This is a genomic window from Sulfitobacter sp. W027 (assembly GCF_025143985.1).
In the GTDB taxonomy this organism is placed as follows: domain Bacteria; phylum Pseudomonadota; class Alphaproteobacteria; order Rhodobacterales; family Rhodobacteraceae; genus Sulfitobacter.
Window position 1 is genome coordinate 1,040,809 of sequence record NZ_CP083564.1, and the last position, 19,474, is coordinate 1,060,282.

Here is a 19,474-nt window from a genome sequence, read left to right on the forward strand (position 1 = left end):
ATGCTCGGATGGTTTAAGAACAAGCTGCGCCCGATCGAGGCGCGGTCGGGCGGATCAAGCTACACTACGCAGGTGATGACAGCGCGTGAGGGCTACATCAGCGGGCGGCGCGGGGTCGCCGAGCTGACGGCGACCGTTCAGAGCTGCGTGTCGCTATGGGAAGGCGGGTTCGCAATGGCGGATGTGACTGGCACCGATTTGCTAACGCGACAGCACATGGCAATGACCGCCCGTTCTATCGCGTTAAATGGCGAGGCCGTCTTTCTTCTCACTGAAATGGGGCTGGTCCCGGCGACTGATTGGGATGTAACGACGCGCAATGGACGCCCGCGCGCATATCGTGTGACGCTTCCTGAGGCGACCGGCGGGCGATCGCAAACGGTACTTGCTGAAGAAGTGCTACATCTGCGGATCGGATCAGAAAGTATAGCGCCTTGGAGTGGTAGCGCACCCTTGCGCCGATCGAGCCTTACAGGCGGGATGCTACATGCTGTAGAAGCTGCGCTTGCTGAAACGTTCGAGAGCGCACCACTCGGCTCCCAGATCGTGCCATTGCCCGACACCGGCACCGACGATATGGAAACCATGCGAGCGGCGTTCAAAGGGAGGCGCGGCTCGACGCTAGTGATCGAGGGCGTGGCTCAGGCCACGGCGGCGGGCATGAACCCGACGATCGGCCAGAAGCCAGATCAGCTTTCACCCGACCTGTCAAAGAGCATGACGGACGAAACGCTGGCAGCGGCACGTGAGGGCATTCTAATGGCGTACGGCGTCCTGCCCTCTCTAGCCAACCGTGCGGTCACTGGGCCAGCGGTGCGAGAGGCGCAGCGACAGCTTGCCATTTGGACCTTGCAGCCGATCGCTGCGCTGCTGGCCGATGAGGCGTCGGACAAGCTGGGTGTGAAGGTGGAAATTGACACGATCCGGCCTTTGCAAGCCTTCGACGCGGGAGGCCGTGCCAGGGCGCTATCCGCGATCATCAAAACGCTGGCCGAAGCGAAGGCGGCTGACATCGATCCGGCTGCCGTTTCCGGCGCGATGCGCATGGTGGATTGGGAGAGATAAGGCGATCACCCTTGGCTGTCTTTCGCCACGTGATCCGGTTTAGTCGGCGAGTACCGCAACAACCCCGACGGCGCGCGGCCCGTTCTCTAAACTCTCGGGCGCGGCGCGCATCAACCGTCGTCCGAATGTATGGTTTTGCCAAAATAGAAGCCAAGTATCAGAAGGAAGCCGCTCGAGAGGAATTCCGGTATCTCAGGAATACTCCCGTAATAAATTGATGTTCCCTGATGGATGCAAATCAACAGGGTAATGGAGATAGCGATCATCGAAGTGACGGCCCGTGGGCTCTTGATGAAATTAGTGATGCCTCTGCCGTGAGTGGCGCCAACTATCGCAAGTAATTGTTCATCGAAGCCATAGACATCGACAGACTTACCATGGACATATACCCGGTTAATAACACTAGTTGTTACGCCCTGTTGTTCCCAATCAAAACCGACAGTATAGAGTGATCCGTCTAAAAAACGGTTCTGCACTGAAACGATTTTGAGGTTCTCTGCAGTGGGGCTTCGCCGCTTTACCGCAGAAAATACTTTCTCCAAGTTAGTATCTGACATTCTATGACTTTCTCAATCTGACGCCCACACCGCGATCATTCGCCGGGATAAAATCAATTCCCACTTTCTCGAGCGTTTCTTGCAACTTTGCTTGTGCCTTAATCGAAACAACCCGACGTTCTTTTTCAAAATCAACAATGGTTGAAAGACCAACGCCCGCTGCTTTCGCTAATTCTGGCTGAGTTAGTCCGATTAAGGCGCGGGCTGCCCGGCATTGTGCTGGAGTCATTATCAATATTTAATGTTGACGCTTTGGGCGTCTATCCTTATCAACATAAACTATTGCTACCCCAGTTGAGAGATCGTGACAATGACCAATAAACGCGTTTGCGCGAACAGCCCAGTTATGTCTCGCCGCACTCTGTTGAGTGTATTTCCTGCAACTGTTGCTTTTGCGGTTCCAGTAACGGCCAGTGTTGAGGACCCCGTTTTGCCAATCTACCACAATTGGTGCTCTGCCCGTGCAGACTGGGAACGCGCCGCTGCAATTCCCGGAAACGGCGATGCTGACAGCCCTGAAACTTTAGCCGCTGATAGAGCAGAGTTTGTGGCACTTGATGCTTTGGGAAACTTAACGCCAACCAGTTCGGAGGGAATCGCGGCGATAGCCCATGTTCTATGGGTCTATGAGGGTCCATCGGCGGCGCCAGGTAGCGACTTGTACAAAGAGCAATCTGAGTGGGAAGGAAACAGGCTAATCCAAGCGATTTGGCGGGGCGCGGCCAGAGTTAATACACTTCCGGAATAGCAAAGTCCAGTTCGAATATTCGCTATAGACCGACCCGGCAGGGTCCTTCTATTCGTTTAGATATTGGGTAAAGAGGCAAGGAGACGAAAGATGAGTTTGGATATACTGCCAACATCAGCGGCGTGCGATGTGATGGGGCTGGATCGTCAGCGCCTGAATGAAGACATTGCAGCAGGTATTTACCAATGCGCCCCCGAGGCGCAAAAATCGACGGGTCGCTTTTGGGACAAGCCGGACTTGTGCGGACTTTTCCTCTACGCGTTTCTTCTCCGCGTTTATGGCGCGCAGGGCGAAACTGCCACAAAGCCCCGCGAACGAAAGCCTGCCATCAGTAAAAAGGTAGCGGGGATGTACGCTTGTAAGGTCGCAGAAGCCCTGCGTTCGGACCGTCCTGAAGGCTCCGACCGGATCGACTTGCCGTTGAGTGGGTTCAACGATGACTGGATTGCAAACAAGTATGACCAGCCCCCAGCGTTTTTCGCAGGCGAAGTTGGCTCGGAGATTGCCACCATCTGCTTCAGCTTGACCGGCATTCAGGCTGCGACGGATGCCAAGCTCGCCGATTGGTCTGGCGAAAGCGCCTGAGGAGATATTCATGTCTGGTCGCCCCGCAGTTCTGAAGCAATCTGAGCTCACCCGCTACGCTAAGGCGTTGCAGGCGGCAGGGGTGAAGCAATGGCGTGTCGTGGTCCGCGTTGACGGTTCTCATGAGATTGTTGCAGGGGCAACTGACGTCGATCAAGTAGGCCCCGATCCCGACGAGTTGCTGCGATGACCAGACGCAAGAACCCATACCCAGGCGTTCGCAAGAATGTCGTCAAAGGTCGCATCTACTGGAAGTTTGAGCGCGGTGACTTCCGTATCAATCTGCCCGGCCCCTATGGCTCAGCGGACTTTCTGGCGGCATACGAGGCCGCGCTTGCCGGTTCCAAGCCCTCAAGCGCATCGACTGCACTTGCAGGCACGCTTGCATGGCTGATCGAGCAATACCTGCGTAGCCTGCGGTTTCAGAACCTTTCCGACAGCCGCAAGCGCACGATCCGCCTTGAGTTGGATTGGCTGCGGAAAGAGGCGGGGAGGTATCAGTTTGAGCGGCTGGAAGTCCGGCACGTCGAAGCCCTCATGTCTAAGAAAAAAGGACCGACCGCCGCCAACACAGTTAAAAAGAACCTGTCCATGCTGTTCAATTTTGCGGCTAAGAAACTTGGCTATACTGGCCCGAACCCGGCGCGCCATGCCGAACGCATGAAAACGAACCCGGACGGTTTCCATACATGGACTGACGCCGAGGTGAGCCGCTTCCTCGAACAGCACGGCCCGACCACAAAAGCGCGGCTGGTGATGCTCCTGGCGCTCAATACCGGCATGGCACGGCAAGACCTTGCGCGTGTCGGTCGCCAGCACGTCAAGGAGGGCCGGATCGCCTATCGCAGGCATAAGACCGCCGTAGCGGCTGACATGCCAATCCTGCCTGAGTTGGCCGAAGAACTGCGCCACGTTCCCAAGGATCGGCTACTGTTCGTCACCCAGGAAAAAAGCGACAAGCCATATGCTGTCGCATCGCTCGGCAACTGGTTCCGTGACAGATGCGCCGAGGCCAATGTTCCAGGTTCGCTGCACGGACTGCGGAAGGCCGGGGCCACCAGGCTTGCAAACGCCGGAGCGTCGGAATGGGAGATCGCATCTTACCTTGCGCACTCCGACACGACACAGGCGGCGGTCTACACCAAGAAAGCCAACCGGGCGCGCTTAGCGGACAGCGGTTTTGCGAAGCTGAATGCGGGAAAAGTGTCCAACCCATCCGACCAGTTGGACAAGAAGGAAGGAAAAGCTAATGATTAACAACGGCTTATGTGTGGAAGTGGCAGCCCGTAGGGGAATCGAACCCCTCTTTCCAGGTTGAAAACCTGGCGTCCTAACCGATAGACGAACGGGCCACTCTGTGTCAGTGCAGCGTTTGAAGTGTTGCTGCTCTGTCTGTGAGCGGACGTTTAAGTAATCCTGCGGAGGGCTGCAAGCAGAAAAATGAACTTTTTCTAGAAAAAGTTTTCAGGCTCGTGCGGCGTCTTCCAAACGCAGTTGAACGCTGCGCCGACCACGGAAATTGTTGATGTCGAGACGCCCTGCGAGGTGGAAACGCGCGCCGCCGTGGTTCTCAAGCGCGGGGCCGAGGGGGCCGTCGTAGGCGCCAAAGGAAATGGCTTCCAGATTCGCGCCCAGTCCGTCTCCGAAACTCACTTTGAGATGGTTCTCGCCCACGCGTTTGGCAAAGCGGATTTGCATATCGGCGAAGGCATAGCGCGGCGCGGGGGCGCCTGCGCCGAAGGGGCCGGCTTGGTCAACCATCTCGGCCAGTTCTACCGTGGCCGCACCGGGCATCATCATGCCGCAGAGGTTGAGATCTGCAGGGCCTGCCAAATGCGCGCCCTGTTTGGTGAGCAATTCGCCCAAGCGTTCCATGGCCGCATCGATCTTGTCTTCCGCCACCGTGAGGCCCGCCGCCATCTTGTGACCGCCGCCTTTGATCAGCAGCCCTTCAGCTGCAAGGCGTTGGATCGGCGCGCCGAGGTCGATACCGCTGATCGAGCGGCCCGAGCCTTTGCCGATGCCGTCTTCGACGCCGATGACAATTGAGGGGCGGTTCGACGCTTCCTTAAGCCGTGAGGCGACGATGCCCACCACGCCGGGGTGCCAGCCGGGGCCAGCGGCCCATGCCAGTGGTCCGTCAAAGCCGCGATCCTCAGCCTGTGCCATGGCGCTGGCGCGCACGGCGGCCTCAACCTCTCGGCGGTCGGTGTTCAGTTGGTCCAGCCGTTCGGCGAGGGCCGCGGCCTCATGCGGGTCGGCTGTGGCCAGAAGCCGCGCACCTAAGTCTGCTTGGCCAATGCGTCCGCCCGCGTTGATGCGGGGGCCAAGCAGGAAACCGAGGTGGTAGGCTGTGGGCGCCGTGTCCATCCGTGCGACATCGGCCAGCGCTGCGAGGCCGGGCCGCGCGCGGCGGGCCATGACCTTCAGGCCCTGTCGTACGAAGGCGCGGTTCACGCCGATGAGGGGGGCCACATCTGCCACGGTGGCCAGCCCCACAAGATCCAGCATCGACATCGAGTCCGGTCCTTTGCGGCCCGCTTCGCGCAACTGACGCCCCGCTTCGACGAGCATCAAAAAGACCACCGCAGCGGCGCAGAGATGCGCTAGTGTGCCATCTTCATCTTGGCGGTTGGGGTTCACCACGGCCAGCGCATCAGGCAGCGTTTCGCCGCCCAGGTGGTGGTCGAGCACGATGACATCTGCGCCTTTGGCCGCCTCGATTGGTCCGTGAGAGAGTGTGCCGCAGTCGACGCAGACGATCAGGTCATGCTCCGCCGCCAGTGCCGACATGGCCTCGTCATTGGGGCCATAGCCCTCGTCGATACGGTCGGGGATATAGAGCGTCGCGCGGTGGCCCATGTCGCGCAGCCAGACCAGCAGCAGCGCAGCCGATGAGCCGCCGTCCACGTCGTAGTCGGCAAAGATGGCAATGCGTTCTTGGGCCTGAAGCGCCGCAAGGAACCGCGTCGCCGCTGCCTCCATATCCCGCAAGGAACGCGGGTCGGGCAAGAGATCGCGCAGGGCGGGGGCCAAGAAGCCCGCGGCTTGGGTATCGACCACCCCGCGGCGCGCCAGCACTTGGCACACCGGGTCGGGCAGGCCCGCGCGCTGCACCAGCAGTTCTGCCGCGCGGGTCAGTTCCACGTCAGGGCCGATCCAGCGCCGCCCGGTCAAAGATGTTTCGACACCGAGAAAGCTCATTCGGACCTCATCTGGCCGTTATGGGAGGGGGTGGTGAAGGCCAGTCTGGCCCTCACTCTGTCGGGGTGCGGTAGTTGATCCGACGGACCGACCCGGTGCGCGAGCGCATGATCAGCGTCTCGGTGGTCAGCCAGCCCGGCTCGCGTTTCACACCCGGAAGGATGTTGCCGCCAGTGACGCCTGTTGCGGCAAAGATCACATCTTGGGTGACCATTTCATCGCGGGTATAAACACGGTCGAAGTCGGTGATCCCCGCCTTGGCCGCGCGGCCTTTTTCGTCGTCGTTGCGGAACAGGAGGCGGCCATACATCTGCCCGCCCATGCATTTCAGCGCTGCTGCAGCCAGCACGCCTTCGGGCGCGCCACCTGCACCCATGTACATGTCGATCCCGGTCGCCGGGTCGGCGCAATGCATCACACCAGCCACATCACCGTCGGTGATGAGGCGAATGGCAGCGCCGGTTGCGCGCACTTCGGCGATCATGTCGGCGTGGCGGGGACGCTCAAGAATACAAACGGTAATGTCAGAGGCGGCGCAGCCCTTGGCACGGGCCAAGGCTTCGACCCGCTCACCCGGGGTCATGTCGAGTGTGACCACGTCAGCATCATAGCCCGGACCGATCGCCAGCTTGTCCATATAGGTATCCGGCGCGTGCAGCATGGAGCCGCGCGGGCCCATGGCGATCACGGTCAACGCGTTGGGCATGTCTTTGGCGGTCAGGGTGGTGCCTTCGAGCGGGTCAAGCGCGATGTCCACGCCGGGGCCATTGCCGGTGCCGACTTCCTCGCCGATGTAAAGCATCGGGGCCTCATCCCGCTCGCCTTCGCCGATGACTACGACGCCCGCGATGTCGAGCATGTTGAGCTGCTCGCGCATAGCGTTGACGGCGGCTTGGTCGGCGGCTTTCTCGTCACCTTTGCCGATCAGCTTGGCCGAGGCCAGCGCGGCGGCTTCGGAAACGCGGGCGAGGCCGAGCGAGAGCATGCGGTCTTGAAATTCGGCGGAAGCGGTCATGGAATATCCTTGGGATCAGATGGGTTTTCTGTCCTGTACCCTCGCGCGGGCCTCGGGGCAAGTTTTGGGTTGTGCGCAGGTAGCACTTGGCCCGGAAAGAAGCCGCAGGCGGCGGGCCGTCACGCCAAAGGCGTGCCGTATTATAAGGGCGCACCTTTGGTGCGACTGGGTAGGCGCTTTGGTGATGCTAGGTGCGCCCTCGCGAAACGCAGATCACGGACGCACTATAAAGTGGCGCGAAGCACCGTCTCATCGCCGACCCGCGGGCAGGCGATGACCCTCAGACCTCTTCGATCCGCAGCGCCACGGGCTCGCCCGCGAGCACGCCCGTCTTGTCCATATTCGCCAGCGCCTCGATCAGCGCATCGCGGCTGGTCTTATGCGTGACGATCAACACCGGGGCAGAGGTATCGGCGTGCTCATACTGCCGCATCCGGTAAATGCTTACGCCCGCTTCGCCCAATACAGTTGCGATCTTGGCCAGGGCACCCGGCTTGTCGACGAGCGCCATGCGCAGATAATAGGGGGCAGGGCGCTGGCTGCTGGCGGGGGTGGTTTCTTCAAGCGTGTCGGCAGGCTGGCCAAAGACCGGCCCGCGCAGCCCGCGTGCGATGTCGCAGACATCGGCCATCACCGCGCTCGCCGTCGGACCTTCGCCTGCGCCTGCGCCGCGCAGCACGATCTGACCCACCGCGTCGCCTTCGATCACCACCATATTGGTCCCGCCGTCCAGCTGACCCAAGGGCGAGGTCTGCGGCACAAGGCAAGGCATCATCCGCTGCTCAAGCCCGCGCCCGGTCTTTTGGGTCACGCCCAAGAGTTTGATCTTATAGCCCATATCGGCAGCGGCGCGGATGTCTTCAATTGCGACCCGCTCGATCCCCTCAAGCTGGATGCCATCAAAGTCGATTTTGGTGCCGAAAGCGATGGACGACAATATCGCCAGCTTATGCGCCGCGTCGATGCCGCCTACGTCCAATTGCGGATCGGCCTCGAGATAGCCCAGCCCATCAGCCTCGGCAAAAATCTCCTGATAAGTTTTGCCAGAGTCTTCCATCCGCGTGAGGATGTAATTGCACGAGCCGTTCATCACGCCCATGATCCGGGTGATCTCGTTGCCAGCAAGCCCTTCCATCAGCGTCTTGATAACCGGGATGCCGCCCGCCACAGCGGCCTCATAGCGCAGCGCCACGCCTGCGCCTTCGGCCTGTTCGGCCAGCGCTTGGCCGTGTATCGCCAGCATGGCTTTGTTCGCGGTGACCACATGCTTGCCCGCTGCCAGGGCGGCTTCGGTCGCGGCTTTGGCTGGGCCATCCGCGCCGCCCATCAGTTCGACGAAAACATCCACGTCATCGCGGGTCGCCAGTTTGACGGGATCATCTTCCCAGTCATAAGACGCCAGCGACAGCCCGCGGTCCTTGTTGCGGGTGCGGGCCGACACCGCAGAAACCGTCATCGCGCAGCCGGTACGGGCCTCTAGCAGGGCGGCCTGCTGGCGCAGAATGCGCAGGACACCCACGCCCACGGTTCCCAATCCGGCAATCCCGAGGCGAAGCGGCTTAGACATGGCGGTGGTCCTTCTGGTCTGATCCGAAAGGCCCGGCAGATGGGGCCGGGCATAGCCGCGATGTATCGGGTTCAGCGCGCACGTGCAACGCGCATACGCATCTCAGACATGCCTGTTTATTCAGCTTCTGCACTGGTTTCGACGGCCTGACGTGCGCGCCGCAACTCAGCGGCCTTTGCCCGCAGTCGCGTCACCCGCGTCGCGGTCGTGGCGTCAGTGCCTGTTGTGCCGATCCGCCCGGCGCGGGCGTCAAGCTGGGCGGCGCGCCCCGAAAGTTCGGCTTCGGTCCGAACGGGGTCGATGCGCCCGGCGGTGGCCTTGGCCAAAAGCGGTTCGATCGGCACCAGATCGGGGTAGGGCGCTGCCTCAAGCTCTGGGGTGATCGTGCGGTCAAGTTCGGGAAACTGCGTGCAGCTCGCAATCAGCGAGACGCCCAGAAACATGGCGGTGATCGAGAGGGGGCGGGGCGTGCACATGAGGGTCATGCCTCGTTCTGCCCCAGCGGTGATCTTCGCGCAAGCGGGGTTTGCTTTTGAACGCTTGTTCATTAAATTGCGGCTATGGCAAGAACCACAGGCTCACACTCCGATATCACTGGCCCGCGCGTCCGCGCGGCTGCGCTGCGGCTTTTTGCGCGGGGCGGCTATGCTGCCGTGTCGATGCGCGCGATCGCCGCCGAAGTCGGCGTGCAGGCCGGGGCGCTTTATAACTACACGCCCGATAAACAGAGCCTGCTGTTTGACCTAATGCAGGCCCATATGACCGACCTGCTGGCCGAAACGCCCAGCGATGCAGACCGCTCTGCCATGCAACAGTTGCAGGATTTTGTGGCCTTCCACATCCGTTTTCACGCGGATCGGCCTGATGAGGTTTTCATCGCCTATATGGAATTGCGTAATCTAACGGAGGAGAATTTTGCCGTGATCGAGCGCCTGCGCCGTGACTATGAGGACCGGTTGGAGACGATCCTGCGCGCCGGGGTGGCCAGCGGCGATTTCTCCGTCGCCGATACCAAGATCGTGACGCTGGCGATTATTGCCATGTTGACGGGTGTAAACACCTGGTACCGCGCGGGCGGGCGGCTGTCGCTGGATGAGGTCGTTGCGCAATATTGGGATATGGTGCGCAAGGCCGTGACCGCCTGAGCGGCCACGGCCCTTCATTCAATGTGCAGGGCGGATGAACGTCCCGTTGTTCAGATCGCGCATCGCCTGCTGCAATTCGGCGCGGGTGTTCATCACGATCGGCCCATGCCAGGCCACCGGCTCTTCAATCGGCGCGCCCGAGATCAAGAGGAAGCGCACACCTTCCGGCCCGGCCTGAACCGTCACCTCATCCCCGGTGCCGAAACGGATCAGCGTCCGGTCGCCCGACATGTCGCGGATGTTGACCTCTTCGCCGCCGACTTCTTTTTCCAGCAGCACACCCGAGGGGGCAGAGGCATCCGCGAACGCACCCGCGCCTTCAAAGACATAGGCGAAGGCCCGGCGGTAGGTGTCGATCCGAAAGGTCTTCTTCACGCCTGCGGGCACGAACACATCCAGATATTGCGGATCGGCGGCGATGCCATCGACGGGGCCACGTTTGCCCCAGAACTCGCCCGTGATGATCTTCACCCGTGTGCCGTCGTCATCGGTCACCACCGGAATATCGGCGGATTTCATATCCTGATAGCGCGGCGCGGTCATCTTTTGGGCCGAGGGGAGGTTCCCCCAAAGCTGGAAACCATGCATCTGTCCCTTGTCGTTCCCGCGCGGCATTTCTTGGTGCAGAATGCCCGAACCGGCGGTCATCCACTGCACATCGCCTGCGTTCAGATCGCCGGTGTTACCCAGCGAATCCGCATGTTCCACGGTCCCTTCAAGCACATAGGTGATCGTCTCGATCCCGCGGTGCGGGTGCCAAGGGAAGCCCTTTTCAAAGTCTTGGGGGCGGTCGTTGCGGAAGTCGTCGAACAGCAGGAAGGGGTCCAGCTCTGACGGGTCGTGGAAGCCGAAGGCGCGGTGCAGTTTGACGCCTGCGCCCTCCATCGTGGGCGTGGCGCGGCGGGTTTCCAATGTGGGTCTAAGGGACATGATGCTCTCCTTTGCAGTTGCTTAGAAGATAGGGGGCGGCGGTGCCCCCAACAATTGGCCCCGGCGAACGGAGGCTGTGCAAATTTGCGCAGCTTCAGCAATTTGGCACGTTCACCGCCAGCCCGCCGAGCGAGGTTTCCTTGTACTTCTCGCTCATGTCCGCGCCCGTCTGGCGCATGGTCTCAATACAGGCATCAAGCGGCACCAGATGCGTGCCGTCGCCGCGCAGCGCCAGAGAGGCCGCCGACACCGCCTTGATCGCGCCCAAGCCGTTGCGCTCGATACAAGGCACCTGCACCAGCCCTTTGACCGGGTCGCAGGTCATGCCGAGATGATGCTCAAGCGCGATCTCGGCGGCATTCTCGATCTGTTCCGGCGTGCCACCCATTACGGCGCAAAGCCCGGCGGCGGACATCGCGGCGGCGCTGCCGACTTCGGCCTGGCAGCCAGCTTCGGCCCCCGAAATCGAGGCGTTGTATTTCACCAGCCCACCAATCGCGGCGGCGGTGAGCAGGAAGTCTTCGATATGCGCCTCAGACGCGCCGGGCACGTGGTCGAGGTAATAGCGCAGGGTTGCGGGCATCACGCCCGCAGCGCCATTGGTCGGAGCGGTAACGACCTGCCCGCCAGCCGCGTTTTCCTCGTTCACCGCCATGGCATAGACACTCATCCAATCGTTGATCGTATGTGGTGCGGATTGGTTCTGCCCGCGCTCGGCCATCAGCGCGTCATAGATACCCTTGGCGCGGCGTTTCACCTGAAGACCCCCCGGCAAGATGCCATCGGTGGTCAGCCCCCGGTCGATACAATCGCGCATCACCTGCCAGAGCCGTTTGCTGCCCTCGCGCAGGTTGTCAGCGCCGCCGCGCGCTTCTTCGTTGGCGCGTTTCATGCCCGCGATAGACTTGCCAGATTTCTTCGCCATCTCAAGCATTTCTGCGGCGGACTTGAAGGGGAACGGCACTGGCGCGCCTTCATCCGTGTCCTTGCCTGCGGCCAATTCCTTCTCGGTCATGACAAATCCGCCACCGATCGAATAATAGGTCTCGCGCAGGGTCACATCGCCTTGGGCATCGGTGGCCATCAGCATCATGCCATTGGCGTGGCCCGCAAGCTTGGTGTCGTAATCGAAAATCATGTCCTGCGCGGGATCAAAGCGCAGTTCGGGCAGACCATCGACGGTAATGCGGTGGGTCTGCTTTATCTCTTCCAACGTCTTTTCTGCAGCCTCGGCGTCATAGTCCTGCGGCGTGAAACCAGCGAGGCCAAGGATCGTCGCGCGGTCGGTCGCGTGGCCAACACCTGTGAAGGCAAGACTGCCATGCAACGACGCGCGCAGCCCGGCAAATTGGAACGGCGAGGCACGCATTTGATCAAGGAACCGGCCCGCGGCCACCATCGGCCCCATGGTGTGCGAAGACGACGGGCCGATGCCCACTTTGAACATATCGAAGACGGAGAGAAACATCAGGTGGCGGACCCTTCTGGAGGTTGGGGGTAGCTCGGTGCGGTGAAAGGGGTATCGCCCAGACCTTCGGCGTTTTGCAAGGCGACTGTCGCGGGCAGCGCCTCAACAGCGGCGGCGAGCCGGGCGAGGGCGGGGTGGGTGGCAAGGTCAAACCAATCGCGCGACGCAGTGGCGGGGTAGAGTTTTGGCCAACGCAGCAGGGCGGCAGCGTAGAAATCTAGCGCAGTTGGTGCTGGGCCGCCCAATAACCAGCCGCGCACGGCCTGCGCCTCTAGCGTTGCGTAGTGCTGGGCGAGGTCAGTTTGCGTGCCCGCGCGCATTGCATCAATATGTGCGAGGGCGATGTATTTCTCAGGATAGAACAGCCTCCTGAGAGCAGGGTGGATGGTATTAGACAAGAAGAACAGCCACTTGAGGAAATCGCCGCGGGTCGGGGCATCCGGGCCGGGGCCAAGGCCGCCATGTCGATCCGCGAGATAGAGCAGGATCGCCCCGGTCTCAAAAAGCGGCCCTTCGGGTGTTTCCAGAACCGGGATCAGCCCATTAGGGTTCAGCTTGCGAAAACCCGTCGTTTCCTGCGCCTTGGCAGCACGGTCCACCAGCGCCGCCCGGTAGGGCAGGCCGCGATGCTCCAGCGCCAAGCGAACGATCAAAGAGGCATTGTCGGGGGCGTAATGCAGCACATAGGTCATGGCGCAGTGATAGCCGATCTGCGCTGCCGCGCCGCGATAAAAGCGACCCCTTTCGCGTCAGAGCGGTCAATAGGGCAGACGCAGCGCCAAAAACCGCTGACTTGCCCCTCGCACCCTATGCCAATTCGCCCTATAACGCGGCAAACGCCTGTAGGGAGCTGCCCCATGTCCGGAGAACTATCACCCATCGACAAGGCTAAATTCGTGGCCGCGAAACGGGCGTGTGATTTTGTGGAAGATGGGATGCGGGTCGGGCTTGGCACCGGGTCCACTGCCGCGTGGCTGGTGCGCTGTCTGGGCGAAATGGTCCGCGACGATGGGCTGCGGATAAAAGGCGTGCCGACCTCTTCGCGCACTGCGCAGCTGGCGCGGGATGTGGGGATCGAGGTGATCTCGCTAGATGAGGCGAAATGGCTCGACCTGACGATTGACGGGGCGGATGAATTTGACGGCGATTTGAACCTCATCAAAGGCGGCGGTGGTGCGCTGTTGCAAGAAAAGATCGTTGCGACCGCGAGCGACCAGATGGTGGTGATCGCCGATGTCGGCAAAGAGGTGCAGCATCTCGGTGCCTTCCCCCTGCCCATCGAAGTGATTCCCTTTGGTTGGCAAACCACGCAGGCGCTGGTCGAAGAGACACTGATCTCGATGGATGTGCTGGGCCGCAACTCGACCCTGCGGATGAACGGTGAAGTGCCCTTCATTACCGACGAGGGGAACTACATACTTGATCTGCGGCTGAACCGCATCGGCAATGCGCGTCAACTGGCGCTGGTGCTCAACCAAATGCCCGGCGTGGTGGAAAATGGCCTGTTTATCGATATTTGTGACGCGGTTGTGATCGGCTACGGGGATGGCAGGGTTGAGGTGCGCGACATAAATGAAGGCACTGTGGCGACCGACCGGTTGGAATTTGTCGAGACTGACAACCTGTTTTCCGACCTGAGCGACTGACGCCCCAAGCGAACACGCGCGATCCCGCGCAAGACCAACAAACGACTGAGAGAGGCGCCCCAATGGCCAAGAATGAATTCGACTACGACCTGTTTGTCATCGGTGGCGGCTCGGGCGGTGTGCGCGCGGCGCGTGTCGCGGCGGGCGAGCATAAAGCCAAGGTCGGACTGGCCGAGGAAGACCGCTATGGCGGCACCTGCGTGATCCGCGGCTGTGTACCAAAAAAGCTGATGGTTTTCGCCTCGGGCTATGCAGATGTGGTGGATGAGGCCCAGTGTTTCGGCTGGGATTTGAAAGCTGGGCCATTTGACTGGCACGCTTTTAGCACCCGGTTGAATGGCGAGCTTGACCGTCTTGAAGGCGTTTACCGCAAGCTGCTGAAGAACTCTGGCGTAGAGACCTTTGACGCCCGTGCCCGGATCAAGGATGCCCATACCGTGGCGCTTTCCGATGGTACCGAAAAGACCGCAAAACACATTCTGATCGCGAGCGGTGGCCGCCCCGTGCGGCCCGACCTTGAGAACGCGGAACTGGGGCTGGTTTCTGACGACCTGTTCCATTTGGAGAAGCTGCCCAAGTCCATCCTGATCATTGGCGGTGGTTATATCGCCTGCGAATTCGCTTGTATCCTCAACGGTTTGGGTGTGGAGGTGACGCAGTATTACCGCGGCGCGCAGATCCTGCGCGGCTTTGACGACGAAGCGCGCGGCATGGTGGCTGAAATGATGCAGGAAAAGGGCATCGATCTACATGTTGGCACCAACATACTCGAGATGACGCCCAGCCATGAGGACGGCAGCGGTCCGATGAAGGTCAAGCCGACCAATGGCACCGAGAAAATGTTCGACCAAGTGCTCTTTGCCACGGGTCGTCGCCCCAACAGCGACGACATGGGGCTGGAAGAGGTCGGCGTGAAACTCGGCCGTGGCGGAGAGATCGAGGTCGACGAATACAGCCAGACTGCTGTGCCGTCGATCTACGCCATCGGCGATGTGACCAACCGGATCAACCTGACACCGGTGGCGATCCGCGAAGGCATGGCCTTTGTCGAGACCGTCTTTGGCGGCAATCCGACCCCGGTGGACCATGACCTTGTGCCCTCGGCGATCTTTACCCAACCCGAAATGGGAACGGTGGGGCTGAGCGAGGAAGACGCCCGTGAGAAGGGGCCGATTGAGGTCTATGCGACTTCTTTCAAGCCGATGCAGGGTGCCTTTGCCGGAAAGGCGGATCGGGTGTTGATGAAGCTGATCGTGGATGCGGAAAATCGCACCGTTCTGGGCTGTCATATCGTCGCACCTAACGCGGGCGAATTGATCCAGATGGTGGGCATCGCGGTCAAGATGGGTGCTACGAAAGAACAGTTTGATGCCACCTGCGCGGTACACCCGACCATGTCCGAAGAACTGGTCACCATGCGCAATCCGGTGCGAACTGCTTGAATTCCACGCGATTGCGTACAATTTTTAGAACGATAGGCCGCATGGGCGGCCAAGAGGGGAACATAACAATGGCAGGAAATTCGCAAGGCCCTTGGGGGGGCGGCGGAGGCGGCAACCGGGGTAACGGCGGAGACCGTGACACCGGTGGAGACCGCGGCAACGGAGGACGCAAAGAAGGTCCACGCGGGCAGGGCGGTGACCGTCCGCAAATGCCGGAGATCGACGATCTGGTCCGCAAGGGTCAAGAGCAGCTTCGCGTCCTGATGGGCGGCCGTGGCGGTGACCGGGGCAATGGCACCGGTGGCGGTGGCCGTGGCCCGGGTGGGCCGGGTGTGACCCGCTCGACCGTTGGCATCGCGCTGTTGGCGGGTGTGGCGCTCTGGGGTTTTGCGAGCTTTTATACTGTGCGTCCCGAACAGCAGTCGATTGAACTGTTCTTGGGCGAGTTCTCGGGCATTGGCACCGAAGGTCTGAACTTTGCCCCATGGCCGCTGGTCACGGCAGAGGTCTTTGACGTTACCACCAACCGCACCGAGGAACTCGGCGTGCGGCGCGGCGGCGGCGGCAATGACGGGCTGATGCTGACGACCGACGAAAACATCGTCGACATCGATTTTCAGGTGGTCTGGAACATTAAGAACGCGCGCGACTTCAAATTCTCGCTGCGTGATCCCGAAGCTTCTGTTCGTGCGATTTCCGAATCCGCGATGCGTGAGGTTATCGCTCAGTCTGAACTCGCGCCGATCCTGAACCGGGATCGTGGTGCTGTGGCTGACCGGGTCAAGGAATTGATCCAAACTACGCTCGACAACCGCAACACCGGCATCAACGTGCTGCGCGTGAACGTGAACAAGGTCGACCCGCCCAGCCAGACCGTGCAGGTTACTGATCCGAATGGTAACACCACCACGCAATCGGTCGTCGATGCCTTCCGCGACGTGCAGGCCGCCGAGCAGGAGCGTGACCGGGTGGAGCGTCAGGCGGATGCCTATGCCAACCGTCGCACGGCTGAGGCGCGCGGTGAATCCGCGCAGCTTTTGGAAGCCGCCGAAGGTTACCGCGCCCGTGTGGTGAACGACGCTGTGGGTGAAGCCAGCCGCTTTGAAGCTGTGCTGGAAGAATACCGCAACGCGCCCGAAGTAACGCGCAAACGTCTGTATCTTGAGACCATGGAAAAGGTGCTGGGCGACGTGGATAAAATCATCCTCGAAAACGGCAGCGGCCAAGACGGTCAGGGCGTTGTCCCCTATCTGCCACTCAACGAGCTGCGACGCAGCGGAGGGTCGAACTGATGCGGAAAACAAGTTTTATCATTCCCATCTTGGTGATCGCCATCGTGGGTGTCCTCTCGGCTGTATTCGTCGTGGACGAGCGTGAAAAAGCGCTGGTGCTGCGTTTCGGCCAGATCAAACAGGTGCGCAACGAGCCGGGCATTGGCTTTAAAGTCCCTTTCTTGGACGAGGTCGTGCGCTACGAAGACCGCATCTTGTCGCTGGAAACCCCGGTGATCGAAGTCACCCCCGCCGATGACCGCCGTTTGGAAATCGACGCCTTCGTGCTCTACCGGATCGACGACATGGTCCAGTACCGGCAGGCTTTGGGTGCAGGCGGTGAACGTCAGGCCGAGAGCGAAATGGGCGGCATCATGGAAAGCCAAATCCGTGCCGTGCTCGGTTCGCAAGGTGTGACCTCCAACACGATCCTTTCGCCTGAGCGGTCTGACCTGATGGAGCAAATCCGTGTGCGTGCCGATGCCCGTGCGCAGGCACTTGGCCTCAAGGTTGTCGATGTGCGGCTGCGTCAAACCAACCTGCCTGAGCAGAACTTTGATGCGACGTTGCAGCGGATGATCGCCGAGCGTGAGCGTGAAGCCACCGACGAACGCGCCCGTGGCCGCGAAGCCGCGCAGCGTGTGACTGCCCTTGCAGACCGGACCTATGAAGAGATCCTCTCGGAGGCGCGCCGTGATGCGCGGATCATCGAAGGTGAGGCCGACGCCCAGCGAAACAACATCTTCGCACAGGCTTATGGCAAGGATCAGGAGTTCTTTGAATTCTACCGGTCGTTGACGGCCTATGAGCAGGCCTTGCAGGGCGACAACTCGACGATGGTGATGTCACCGGACAGCGAGTTCTTTAACTACCTGCGCTCTGATCAGGGCAGCCGCTCTGTCGAGGGCGAACGCGAGTGAGCCTTGTTTTACTGGCTCTCGGGTCGGTTCTGATATTCGAGGGGCTGGTGTACGCACTGGCCCCTTCGTTTTTGGAGCAGATGCTTGAGATATTGCGCCGCATTCCCGAGGCTGCTCTGCGCCAACTCGGCGCGTTGGCGGTGGTGGCGGGGCTGATGCTGGTCTGGCTCGCGTTCCAGCTTGGCGTATAGGGACGCGTGAAGGCGCCGAGATACCAAGTGGTTTCCGCTTGGGCTTCCACAATGGTCACATGACGCCGCACAAATTCGTCATGCGCTTGGCAGTTGAAATGACTGTGATCGGCCCCATCTTTCATGTTGCAGCGCGTCCGTTCGGAATGCACTCTGCCCACGTTGGCAACAACAGGAACAATCAGGAGACGATGAATGCAGGCCAAGGCGGTTTCCCTGTCCAAAACAGCACAACACACCCAATGGATGCGAGCGATGGCAATGGGGGTGATGGCGCTGACCCTCTTGATCCTGCAAGCCAGCATGGCGCTGGCCAAACCCGAAAGCCTCGCCCCGCTCGCGGAAAAGATCAGCCCCTCGGTGGTGAATATCACCACATCGACCACAGTTGAGGGCCGCACCGGGCCTCAGGGCATCGTTCCCGAAGGCTCTCCTTTCGAGGATTTCTTCCGCGAGTTTCAGGACCGCAACAACGATGGCGAGGGCAACCGTCCGCGTCGGTCTTCGGCGCTTGGCTCAGGCTTTGTGATCTCCGAAGACGGCTATGTCGTGACCAACAACCACGTCATCGAAAGCGCTGATGAGATTACGATCGAATTCTTCTCGGGCGAGGAACTGGTTGCCAAAGTGATCGGTACCGACCCCAAGACCGACATTGCCTTGCTGAAGGTCGAAGCCAAACAGCCGCTGCCCTTCGTCTCTTTCGGGGACAGCAACGCTGCGCGTGTTGGCGATTGGGTCATCGCCATGGGCAATCCGTTAGGGCAGGGCTTTTCTGTTTCTGCGGGCATCGTCTCTGCGCGGAACCGGGCGCTGTCGGGCACCTATGACGATTACATCCAGACCGACGCCGCGATCAACCGGGGCAACTCCGGTGGGCCGTTGTTCAACATGGATGGCGAAGTGATCGGCGTGAACACCGCAATCCTGTCGCCCAATGGCGGCTCCATCGGCATCGGTTTTTCGATGGCCTCCAACGTGGTGACACGGGTGATCGATCAGTTGAAAGAGTTCGGTGAGACCCGCCGCGGTTGGCTGGGCGTGCGCATTCAGGACGTGACCGATGATGTGGCCGATGCCATGGGTCTTAAGAAAGCCGTTGGCGCGTTGATCACCGATGTGCCGGAAGGCCCGGCTCGGGATGCAGGGCTTAAAACCGGCGACGTGATCAAATCCTTTGACGGTGTTGAAGTGATCGATACCCGTGGTCTGGTGCGTCAGGTGGGCAATAGCCCTGTGGGCGCGACCGTGCGCGTGACTGTGTTGCGCGATGGCAAGACCCAGACCATCAAGGTTGTGCTTGGCCGCCGCGAAGATGCGGATAGCGCGGTGCCTGCTGCAATGGATGAAAACGCCGATGACGGCACCGGGGCTGAGCCGCAGTCGACACTGCTGATGGGCCTGACACTGACACCGCTCACGGACGCGCTCCGCGCCGAGCTTGGGGCGGATGACGGTACGACCGGCCTTGCAGTGACGGATGTCGATCAGACTTCGGAGGCTTTCGAGAAGGGCCTGCGGATGGGCGATATCATTACCGAAGCCGGTCAGGAGAAGGTGACCAGCATTTCCGACCTAGAGGCGCGGATCGCCGCTGCGAAGGACGCTGGCCGCAAGTCGCTACTGCTGTTGGTACGTCGGGGCGGCGACCCCCGCTTTGTGGCGCTGTCGCTGGCAGAGTAATTCGCTGAGATAAAAGTTAAAAAGGGCGCCCTCGGGC

20 protein-coding genes and 1 tRNA gene are annotated in these 19,474 nt (G+C 60.8%); 11 read left to right on the forward strand and 10 right to left on the reverse strand.

Annotation, left to right across the window (positions count from 1 at the left end; all coding sequences use genetic code 11):
* Nucleotides 1-1,065, forward strand: coding sequence for a phage portal protein (locus K3759_RS05175; RefSeq protein WP_259984641.1), 1,065 nt, complete (start codon nt 1-3; stop codon nt 1,063-1,065).
* A gap of 110 nt (nt 1,066-1,175) precedes the next feature.
* Here K3759_RS05175 and K3759_RS05180 read toward each other — a convergent pair whose 3' ends face one another.
* Both K3759_RS05180 and K3759_RS05185 read right to left on the reverse strand, forming a co-directional pair.
* Nucleotides 1,176-1,622 (reverse strand): hypothetical protein, encoded by a 447-nt coding sequence (locus K3759_RS05180; protein WP_259984642.1) that lies wholly within the window; start codon nt 1,620-1,622, stop codon nt 1,176-1,178.
* A gap of 1 nt (nt 1,623) precedes the next feature.
* Nucleotides 1,624-1,851 (reverse strand): helix-turn-helix transcriptional regulator, encoded by a 228-nt coding sequence (locus tag K3759_RS05185; RefSeq protein WP_259984643.1) that lies wholly within the window; start codon nt 1,849-1,851, stop codon nt 1,624-1,626.
* A 648-nt stretch (nt 1,852-2,499) separates the two neighbouring features.
* Here K3759_RS05185 and K3759_RS05190 point away from each other — a divergent pair.
* The 3 genes from K3759_RS05190 to K3759_RS05200 are packed head-to-tail and all read left to right on the forward strand — an operon-like array spanning nt 2,500 to nt 4,212.
* Nucleotides 2,500-2,955 (forward strand): hypothetical protein, encoded by a 456-nt coding sequence (locus K3759_RS05190; protein ID WP_259984644.1) that lies wholly within the window; start codon nt 2,500-2,502, stop codon nt 2,953-2,955.
* Nucleotides 2,956-2,965: 10 nt separating this feature from the next.
* On the forward strand, nt 2,966-3,145 hold the full coding sequence (locus K3759_RS05195; protein ID WP_259984645.1) for a hypothetical protein: 180 nt from the start codon (nt 2,966-2,968) through the stop codon (nt 3,143-3,145).
* Nucleotides 3,142-4,212, forward strand: a complete 1,071-nt coding sequence (locus K3759_RS05200) for a tyrosine-type recombinase/integrase (protein ID WP_259984646.1) — start codon at nt 3,142-3,144, stop codon at nt 4,210-4,212. The genes K3759_RS05195 and K3759_RS05200 overlap by 4 nt, the downstream gene beginning before the upstream one ends.
* Before the next feature lie 20 nt (nt 4,213-4,232).
* Here the strand turns inward: K3759_RS05200 and K3759_RS05205 are convergent.
* The 5 genes from K3759_RS05205 to K3759_RS05225 form a co-directional block, all read right to left on the reverse strand.
* Nucleotides 4,233-4,307: transfer RNA gene (locus K3759_RS05205), tRNA-Glu, on the reverse strand.
* 112 nt (nt 4,308-4,419) lie between these two features.
* Complete coding sequence (gene recJ, locus K3759_RS05210; RefSeq protein WP_259984647.1) at nt 4,420-6,159, reverse strand: single-stranded-DNA-specific exonuclease RecJ; 1,740 nt, start codon at nt 6,157-6,159, stop codon at nt 4,420-4,422.
* A 52-nt stretch (nt 6,160-6,211) separates the two neighbouring features.
* A complete protein-coding gene (gene glpX / locus K3759_RS05215; protein ID WP_259984648.1) occupies nt 6,212-7,174 on the reverse strand; it encodes a class II fructose-bisphosphatase in 963 nt (320 codons plus the stop codon).
* Nucleotides 7,175-7,454: 280 nt separating this feature from the next.
* Nucleotides 7,455-8,741, reverse strand: coding sequence for a homoserine dehydrogenase (locus K3759_RS05220; RefSeq protein ID WP_259984649.1), 1,287 nt, complete (start codon nt 8,739-8,741; stop codon nt 7,455-7,457).
* A gap of 116 nt (nt 8,742-8,857) precedes the next feature.
* Nucleotides 8,858-9,226 carry a hypothetical protein gene (locus K3759_RS05225; RefSeq protein WP_259984650.1) on the reverse strand — a complete coding sequence of 123 codons (369 nt, stop codon included), beginning with the start codon at nt 9,224-9,226 and terminating at the stop codon, nt 8,858-8,860.
* A gap of 75 nt (nt 9,227-9,301) precedes the next feature.
* Here K3759_RS05225 and K3759_RS05230 point away from each other — a divergent pair, with 75 nt between their 5' ends.
* Nucleotides 9,302-9,886 carry a TetR/AcrR family transcriptional regulator gene (locus tag K3759_RS05230; protein ID WP_259984651.1) on the forward strand — a complete coding sequence of 195 codons (585 nt, stop codon included), beginning with the start codon at nt 9,302-9,304 and terminating at the stop codon, nt 9,884-9,886.
* Nucleotides 9,887-9,904: 18 nt separating this feature from the next.
* Here the strand turns inward: K3759_RS05230 and K3759_RS05235 are convergent, their stop codons facing one another.
* The 3 genes from K3759_RS05235 to K3759_RS05245 all read right to left on the reverse strand — a co-directional run bounded on the left by K3759_RS05235 (nt 9,905) and on the right by K3759_RS05245 (nt 12,976).
* Entirely contained in the window at nt 9,905-10,816 is a 912-nt protein-coding gene (locus tag K3759_RS05235) for a pirin family protein (RefSeq protein ID WP_259984652.1), read from the reverse strand.
* A 94-nt stretch (nt 10,817-10,910) separates the two neighbouring features.
* Entirely contained in the window at nt 10,911-12,284 is a 1,374-nt protein-coding gene (locus tag K3759_RS05240; RefSeq protein WP_259984653.1) for an L-serine ammonia-lyase, read from the reverse strand.
* The gene (locus K3759_RS05245; protein WP_259984656.1) at nt 12,284-12,976 is read right to left on the reverse strand and encodes a glutathione S-transferase family protein; all 693 of its coding nucleotides are present in this window, start codon (nt 12,974-12,976) and stop codon (nt 12,284-12,286) included. The genes K3759_RS05240 and K3759_RS05245 overlap by 1 nt, the downstream gene beginning before the upstream one ends.
* 165 nt (nt 12,977-13,141) lie before the next feature.
* Between K3759_RS05245 and rpiA the strand changes: the two genes are divergently transcribed.
* From rpiA to K3759_RS05275, 6 genes are all read left to right on the forward strand, one after another.
* Entirely contained in the window at nt 13,142-13,930 is a 789-nt protein-coding gene (gene rpiA / locus K3759_RS05250; RefSeq protein ID WP_259984657.1) for a ribose-5-phosphate isomerase RpiA, read from the forward strand.
* A gap of 62 nt (nt 13,931-13,992) precedes the next feature.
* The gene (gene gorA / locus K3759_RS05255; RefSeq protein ID WP_259984659.1) at nt 13,993-15,372 is read left to right on the forward strand and encodes a glutathione-disulfide reductase; all 1,380 of its coding nucleotides are present in this window, start codon (nt 13,993-13,995) and stop codon (nt 15,370-15,372) included.
* Nucleotides 15,373-15,440: 68 nt separating this feature from the next.
* The gene (gene hflK / locus K3759_RS05260; protein ID WP_259984661.1) at nt 15,441-16,664 is read left to right on the forward strand and encodes an FtsH protease activity modulator HflK; all 1,224 of its coding nucleotides are present in this window, start codon (nt 15,441-15,443) and stop codon (nt 16,662-16,664) included.
* Nucleotides 16,664-17,563: a protease modulator HflC gene (gene hflC / locus K3759_RS05265; protein WP_259984663.1), complete on the forward strand. Its 900-nt coding sequence runs from the start codon at nt 16,664-16,666 to the stop codon at nt 17,561-17,563. Before hflK ends, hflC begins: the two co-directional genes overlap by 1 nt.
* On the forward strand, nt 17,560-17,754 hold the full coding sequence (locus K3759_RS05270; protein WP_259984666.1) for a DUF2065 domain-containing protein: 195 nt from the start codon (nt 17,560-17,562) through the stop codon (nt 17,752-17,754). The genes hflC and K3759_RS05270 overlap by 4 nt, the downstream gene beginning before the upstream one ends.
* A 195-nt stretch (nt 17,755-17,949) precedes the next feature.
* Nucleotides 17,950-19,437 carry a DegQ family serine endoprotease gene (locus K3759_RS05275; RefSeq protein WP_259984668.1) on the forward strand — a complete coding sequence of 496 codons (1,488 nt, stop codon included), beginning with the start codon at nt 17,950-17,952 and terminating at the stop codon, nt 19,435-19,437.
* Nucleotides 19,438-19,474 lie beyond the last annotated feature (37 nt).